This is a genomic window from Allocoleopsis sp., assembly GCF_036703385.1.
In the GTDB taxonomy this organism is placed as follows: Bacteria; Cyanobacteriota; Cyanobacteriia; order Cyanobacteriales; family Coleofasciculaceae; genus Allocoleopsis.
Genome location: NZ_DATNPA010000397.1, coordinates 1 through 5485, shown reverse-complemented (window position 1 = coordinate 5485; position 5485 = coordinate 1). Strand labels below are relative to the sequence as shown.

The 5485-nt window shown below is 49.3% G+C and carries 7 protein-coding genes; 3 read left to right on the top strand and 4 right to left on the bottom strand.

Going from position 1 to position 5485, the window contains the following annotated elements; translation table 11 throughout:
• From infB to V6C93_RS19635, 3 genes are all read left to right on the top strand, one after another.
• Nucleotides 1–1090 (top strand): translation initiation factor IF-2 (infB, locus tag V6C93_RS19645; protein WP_333478359.1); only part of this gene is annotated, 1090 nt, incomplete at its 5' end.
• 116 nt (nucleotides 1091–1206) lie between these two features.
• Nucleotides 1207–1851, top strand: coding sequence for a low-complexity tail membrane protein (locus V6C93_RS19640; RefSeq protein WP_333478358.1), 645 nt, complete (start codon nucleotides 1207–1209; stop codon nucleotides 1849–1851).
• A gap of 340 nt (nucleotides 1852–2191) precedes the next feature.
• Nucleotides 2192–2395 (top strand): hypothetical protein, encoded by a 204-nt coding sequence (locus tag V6C93_RS19635; protein WP_333478357.1) that lies wholly within the window; start codon nucleotides 2192–2194, stop codon nucleotides 2393–2395.
• A 27-nt stretch (nucleotides 2396–2422) separates the two neighbouring features.
• On the opposite strand, the gene V6C93_RS19630 is transcribed toward V6C93_RS19635, so the two are convergent.
• The 4 genes from V6C93_RS19630 to V6C93_RS19615 form a co-directional block, all read right to left on the bottom strand.
• Nucleotides 2423–2974, bottom strand: coding sequence for an alpha/beta hydrolase (locus V6C93_RS19630; RefSeq protein ID WP_333478356.1), 552 nt, complete (start codon nucleotides 2972–2974; stop codon nucleotides 2423–2425).
• Nucleotides 2975–3051: 77 nt separating this feature from the next.
• Nucleotides 3052–3624 (bottom strand): pentapeptide repeat-containing protein, encoded by a 573-nt coding sequence (locus V6C93_RS19625; protein ID WP_333478355.1) that lies wholly within the window; start codon nucleotides 3622–3624, stop codon nucleotides 3052–3054.
• Nucleotides 3625–3769: 145 nt separating this feature from the next.
• Complete coding sequence (locus V6C93_RS19620; RefSeq protein WP_333478354.1) at nucleotides 3770–4507, bottom strand: DUF928 domain-containing protein; 738 nt, start codon at nucleotides 4505–4507, stop codon at nucleotides 3770–3772.
• A 31-nt stretch (nucleotides 4508–4538) separates the two neighbouring features.
• Nucleotides 4539–5485: adenylate/guanylate cyclase domain-containing protein (locus V6C93_RS19615; RefSeq protein WP_333478353.1), on the bottom strand; the 947-nt coding region annotated here is incomplete at its 5' end.

The following is a 5485-nucleotide window of genomic DNA, read 5'->3' as shown; positions in this document are numbered from 1 at the left end:
TGTAAGCGCTATCCAAAAAGAAAACTTGGATACGTTGCTGGAGATGATTCTGTTGGTAGCAGAGGTCGAAGACCTCCAAGCCAATCCGGATCGACCCGCCAGAGGTACAGTCATCGAAGCTAACCTGGATAAAACCAGGGGGCCTGTTGCTACCCTATTGGTGCAAAATGGCACCCTAAGAGTCGGTGATACCCTCGTGGCTGGCTCGGTCTTCTGTAAGGTGCGAGCGATGATTGACGACCGAGGGGCACGCGTCGAAGCCGCAGGGCCATCGTTTGCCGTAGAAGTCCTAGGATTGAACGAGGTGCCCGCTGCTGGGGACGAGTTTGAAGTCTTTGCCAGCGAAAAAGAAGCCCGTTCGACCGCACACGACAGGGCTGATGAGCAGCGGCAATCTCGCCTGCACCAGGTGATGGCGTCACGCCGAGTCACCCTCAATAGTCTTTCCGCTCAGGCTCAAGAAGGCGAACTCAAAGAACTCAACTTAATTTTGAAAGCAGACGTTCAAGGCTCCGTCGAAGCCATTCTCGGTGCTCTCAAGCAACTGCCACAAAATGAAGTGCAAATCCGCGTTCTGCTGGGAGGAGCTGGCGAAGTCACCGAGACAGATGTTGACTTAGCTGCGGCTAGTGGAGCTGTAATTATCGGCTTCAATACCACACTGGCTCATGGTGCTCGACACGCTGCTGACCAAGAAGGGGTTGATGTCCGGGAATACAACATCATCTACAAACTCCTGGATGATATTCAAGCGGCGATGGAAGGTCTCTTGGAGCCAGAAATGGTCGAAGAGCCACTGGGACAAGTCGAAGTGCGAGCCGTCTTCCCCGTCGGGCGCGGTGCGGTTGCCGGTTGCTATGTCCTGACGGGCAAAGCCGTTCGTAATTGCAACATCCGAGTCCGTCGCGGTGGCAAAGTAGTCCATGAAGGTATCCTGGATTCCCTGAAGCGGATGAAGGACGATGCCAAGGAAGTGAACGCGGGCTACGAATGTGGAGTTGGCCTCGATAAGTTCAATGACTGGGCTGAAGGCGACATCATTGAGACCTTCAAGATGGTGAGCCGACGCCGGACTCTGTCAGCCACTTAAGGAGTTGAAGGTTAAGAGGTTGAAGGTTGGAAGTTTGAAGGTTCACTCCTTATGGCTTACAACCTTTTCACTGACTAACCTTCAACCCCGACTCACCTGCAACCCAAACCGAACTTATGCGCTCTTTCTGGACTGAACCTTTTTTGTGGATTCATCTTGCCGGTTTGGCGGCAGTACCTCTTGCCTTAGAACTCGTTTGGCTAGGGCTGGCAGTGGGTGACCCCATTTTGCCAGTCTGGCTGGAGTTCTTTTTGGTGGCAGTGATCGGGTTTGTGCCGATACTGTGGATGCAATTAACCCGTCCCTTCGACATTTTTAGTATTCTCGTCTTAGCCATGAAGCCAGAACAGCTGACGGAGCAGCAGCGCCGTCTCTTAAGCTTGTTCAAAACGAAGACGAATCCAGTATTCACTATTGTTGCTGCTGTCTTCATGGTGTGGGTGTTGTGGCAAATTTATCGAGTGGCTCCCGTGGCGAGGGCGATCGCTCCGTTGGCACCCCGTTGGCACCTTGTTGGGCTGCTGTGGGCAGGATTAGCCTTTCTCGTGAGCCATTTGTTTTTACAAGTCCCCCTTTGTGTGGCGCAAGTTCTTCTGGCTACCGAATCGGAGTTTGCCGCCGCCGCTCCCTACCCGCTCGAAAAAATATCGCAGGATTTTACTATCCCCGGTCTACGAGTCAATAAAATTTTGCCAATAGCTACAACAGAGTCAGCTACGACAATGCCTGCCTCCTCAGAGTTGTCTTCTGACCCCAAATAACCACGGCTGCGCTCCAATTTCCAATTCAAAATCTAAGTAAAAAATAAAGGCTATTTTACTTAGGCATTTATTTATAGAAGCTATAAATATTCTTTTTATATCTTTCGACAGAGTTGCTTACAGGCCAAATCTCCTAGCGTCTTATTTGGTGAAGCTATATTTGGCTCTAGATTACGCAATTTTAATTTTTAATTTTGAATTCATTAAGTTGTTGCCGAGGGCACAATCTGAATCAAGTAGCCAGGTTATCCTGAAAGAAAAGCAAAAACCTGAAGTTTTATGGCGCTCTTTCCCAAAAAGCGCTGTTTAACTAAGCCGTGTAGAGTTTTTAAGGTATTTTATGGAAAGCTCAGCTACTCCTGCATCCCGTCAATTTCCTGAAGACAGCCAAATCTGGGATAGCCTAAAACAAGCGATTTCCACCAGTTCAGGATTCCAGCGCTGGCAGATGGAATATCGAGTCAGCGATCAATCTCAGGATTATAGCCTAGATAACCGGGTGCGGCGGTATCTGAGGGAAACTTTAGAAACTTTAGCTTATTAGAACAAAGCCGATTTAGCGAGTATTGTCTCATGATCGGGGCAGTGGCAGACCTCCGAGTAGCTTGCTAATGTTCTGCATCACCTCAACAAGGCGTTCGCCCTCGACATGAACTTCTGGCGTTGGGTAGTTTTGCAAGGTTTCAATTAAGGTAATATTGCCATCAGGCAAAGCCGAACTCACCAAAGCTCCTCGTAAAGACTCCCGGTTGGCTCGATTGGTTGGGGTATGAACCACCTGACTGACTTGATCAAGCATCCCGTCTCCCACTGGAGTCTTAAGGGCTTGATAGAGGAAAGTCGAGTTCACTTTAACCTCTTGCGTCAGAGTGCGCCGCAACTCGGCGGGTTCTTTTTTGGCAAGCTTGAGATAAGCTCGCAGCGATCTAGAAAGTTCCCCTGTCTTAACAAACGTTGTGAGTTCAGTAACCGATACTCTCTCTCGCAAAAAACGATATTTCAGCACCACCCATTCAGCTGCTTCCGCACGAGGGCTGTAGAACAAAATACTGGTGAGTGCAATCAAACCCAAGAGCCAACGTATTGAAAGCGAGAAATAGCTGAGCTGGTTTTGTTTTGTCACAGTTCACCTCTGTTGTGGGCAATCATCTCTTCTGTATGCTACTCCACTGTTATTACATTCCTGAAGTCAGCATCTGTCTAGCGATAGATACTACCATCAGGCAGAATTGTACTACCCAGCTTGGTATTTTTCCTGATCGTATTTTCCCAGTCAGCGTTTCGCAAATCAGCCCCTCTTAAGTCAGCGGCGTTTAGGTTCGCGCTGCTCAAATCAGCCGCCTGGAGATCAGCTTGCCTTAAATCAGCACCCATAAGATTAGCACCCGGTAGTTTGGCCATGCTAGCGCTAGCACCAACAAGGTTAGCATGGGTCAGATTAGCACCAATTAAGGCTGTAACAATCAAATTGGCTTGTGTCAAGTTGGCCTCCGTGAGATTAGCATAAATCAGGCTGGCACCGCTTAGGTTAGCGCCCGCGAGATTAGCACGCCTTAAGTCAGCGCCTCGGAGATTAGCGCCTGTGAGATTGGCACCTCTTAAATCAGTATTGCTCAGGAGGGCATCCGGCAATTGTGCAGAACTCAGGTCGCACCCCACACAGCTTCCAGTTCGCTGTAATTGCTCCAGGTGGACGGCATTGAGTGCTGTTACTGGGGTTTGCAGGTACAAAGGAGCGAGAAGCAAGGCGATCGCAAGGAGATGAGATTTCATGGCAGCATTGAGAACAGGCGATATCAGTATCCACACGTAGGCGATTAGGATTTTAAGCCATAGCTTGACTCCGTTCCTCCGATCGCCCATGCCACAGCTCATTCATAGCTTGTCTTACCCATACAGCTCCAGCCTTTTGTATTGTTCAAAACTCCCCGCCCGAGAGACTTCCGACTAACGGCTCTTGAGTAATTTTGTCCAATCCCTCCGCCCTCAACAAGTTAGCCCATTTAACCGCGCTCACAACATCCCCAGCATTCAAACGGCGTTTCTGGGCTAAAGTTGCCAGGGTGTCGTACCAGAGATTATTCTTGCCAGTGCCAGAGACTCGTTGAACCCATCCATCGACATAAATATCCCCACTATCCTGCTGGGAGCAAATGATTTGAAAGTACCAGCGATAGCCTTTTCCCACCTCTAGGGGGGGCAACGTTTTGTCGGCAGGAAGGCTGAGATTGAAGATACCAGGGGTGTTAGGAACTGCAAACGTTTTCTCATAAACTTTATCCTTATCTTCTTTGATCAGAGAAAACTTTAGCGCTTGGGCAGACATTTGAGGAATATAAAAAAAGAATTTTGGATAAGCCGCAACCGTAAATCCCAGGTTTGTTGCTGGACTCAATGCAGTAAGTGGCGGGTTGGGTGTATCAACCCCACAACCCCGTCCAGCCGCAGGTTCTCTCCTTCCGGGTAGCGGTCGTCGTTCATCCTTGAGATCCAGCGCTAACAAGGTAGCCGATTGGCTTATCCGCGATCGCCCTTGAACATGTAGATTCGAGGATTGGGCGACAACTTGCATCGGCAGAGTAGACAGGAACAAGCCCATAAGGAAGACGAGGCAAAACACGATGAGGGTTCTACGAGACTTTGTCCAAAACATCATAAATTACCTGTAAATACGAATTCAGTAATTTTCAACCTTTACGATCTAGCACCCGGTAAACATCAACTTTGTGCTGTTTCCCCTTCAATTGCAGTGCGCCCCAAGCTTCCACCCGAAACTCATCCTGGAGATGAATCAGAGTTTCGTAGGCTATCAGGATGCGACAGTCGCTAGGTTGAAAGTCTTTCTTACAACTTTCCAAACGAGCGGCAATATTTACACTGTCCCCAATCACCCCATACTCCAAGCGCTCTTTGCCACCTAAGCTTCCTACCATGACCGGGCCGGTATAAATTCCAATACGCATCTGAACGACAGGCAAGCCTCGACAGCCCCAATTCTGGTTGAGTTCCTGTAAGCGATCGCCCATCGCCAGAGCACAGGCCACAGCACGCCGTGCGTCTTCTGCAACAACCATCTCGTCAGTTGCGGCTATAGGTACCCCAAACACAGCTAATAGACCATCCCCAGTAAACTTGTTGATAATCCCGTGGTAGTTTTGCACTTCCCGAACCATGCTCGGCAAGTATTCATTCAACCAAGCCATCACATCTTCCGGCGGCATTTGTTCCGAGATGGTACTGAAGCCTTTGATGTCAGTGAGTAGTATCGTCGCGATCACTCGTTGACCGGGCAGAAAACCAGAATCGAGTAAGCGATCGTGCTCATCCCAAAGAGCTTGGGCAATTTCCGGTGAAGTTTGCTGTCCCAACAGCCTCATGACCATCTGTTCTTGACGTTTGAACAGTTGCCGCTGGTAAACCTCTACAGTCAAGCCAGTAAGCATTAATGCCATTGCGGGTGCCACAACAGGAATCCATCCCGACTGCATAAACAGCGCTAGGGTGAAACCAAACAAAATACTCAGACAGACTAGACCACTCAACCCCAGAATTAGGAGATTGTGAATTCGCGCCACCAACACACCGCCCACCACTGACCAGACAACTATCCACAAAACCTCTACCCAGTCAGACC

Excerpts from the sequence above, each read along its gene's own strand:
- V6C93_RS19640 (WP_333478358.1), top strand. The coding sequence starts at position 1,207 with ATGCGCTCTTTCTGGACTGAACCTTTTTTGTGGATTCATCTTGCCGGT.
- V6C93_RS19625 (WP_333478355.1), bottom strand. The coding sequence starts at position 3,624 with ATGAAATCTCATCTCCTTGCGATCGCCTTGCTTCTCGCTCCTTTGTAC.
- V6C93_RS19635 (WP_333478357.1), top strand. The coding sequence starts at position 2,192 with ATGGAAAGCTCAGCTACTCCTGCATCCCGTCAATTTCCTGAAGACAGC.
- V6C93_RS19620 (WP_333478354.1), bottom strand. The coding sequence starts at position 4,507 with ATGATGTTTTGGACAAAGTCTCGTAGAACCCTCATCGTGTTTTGCCTC.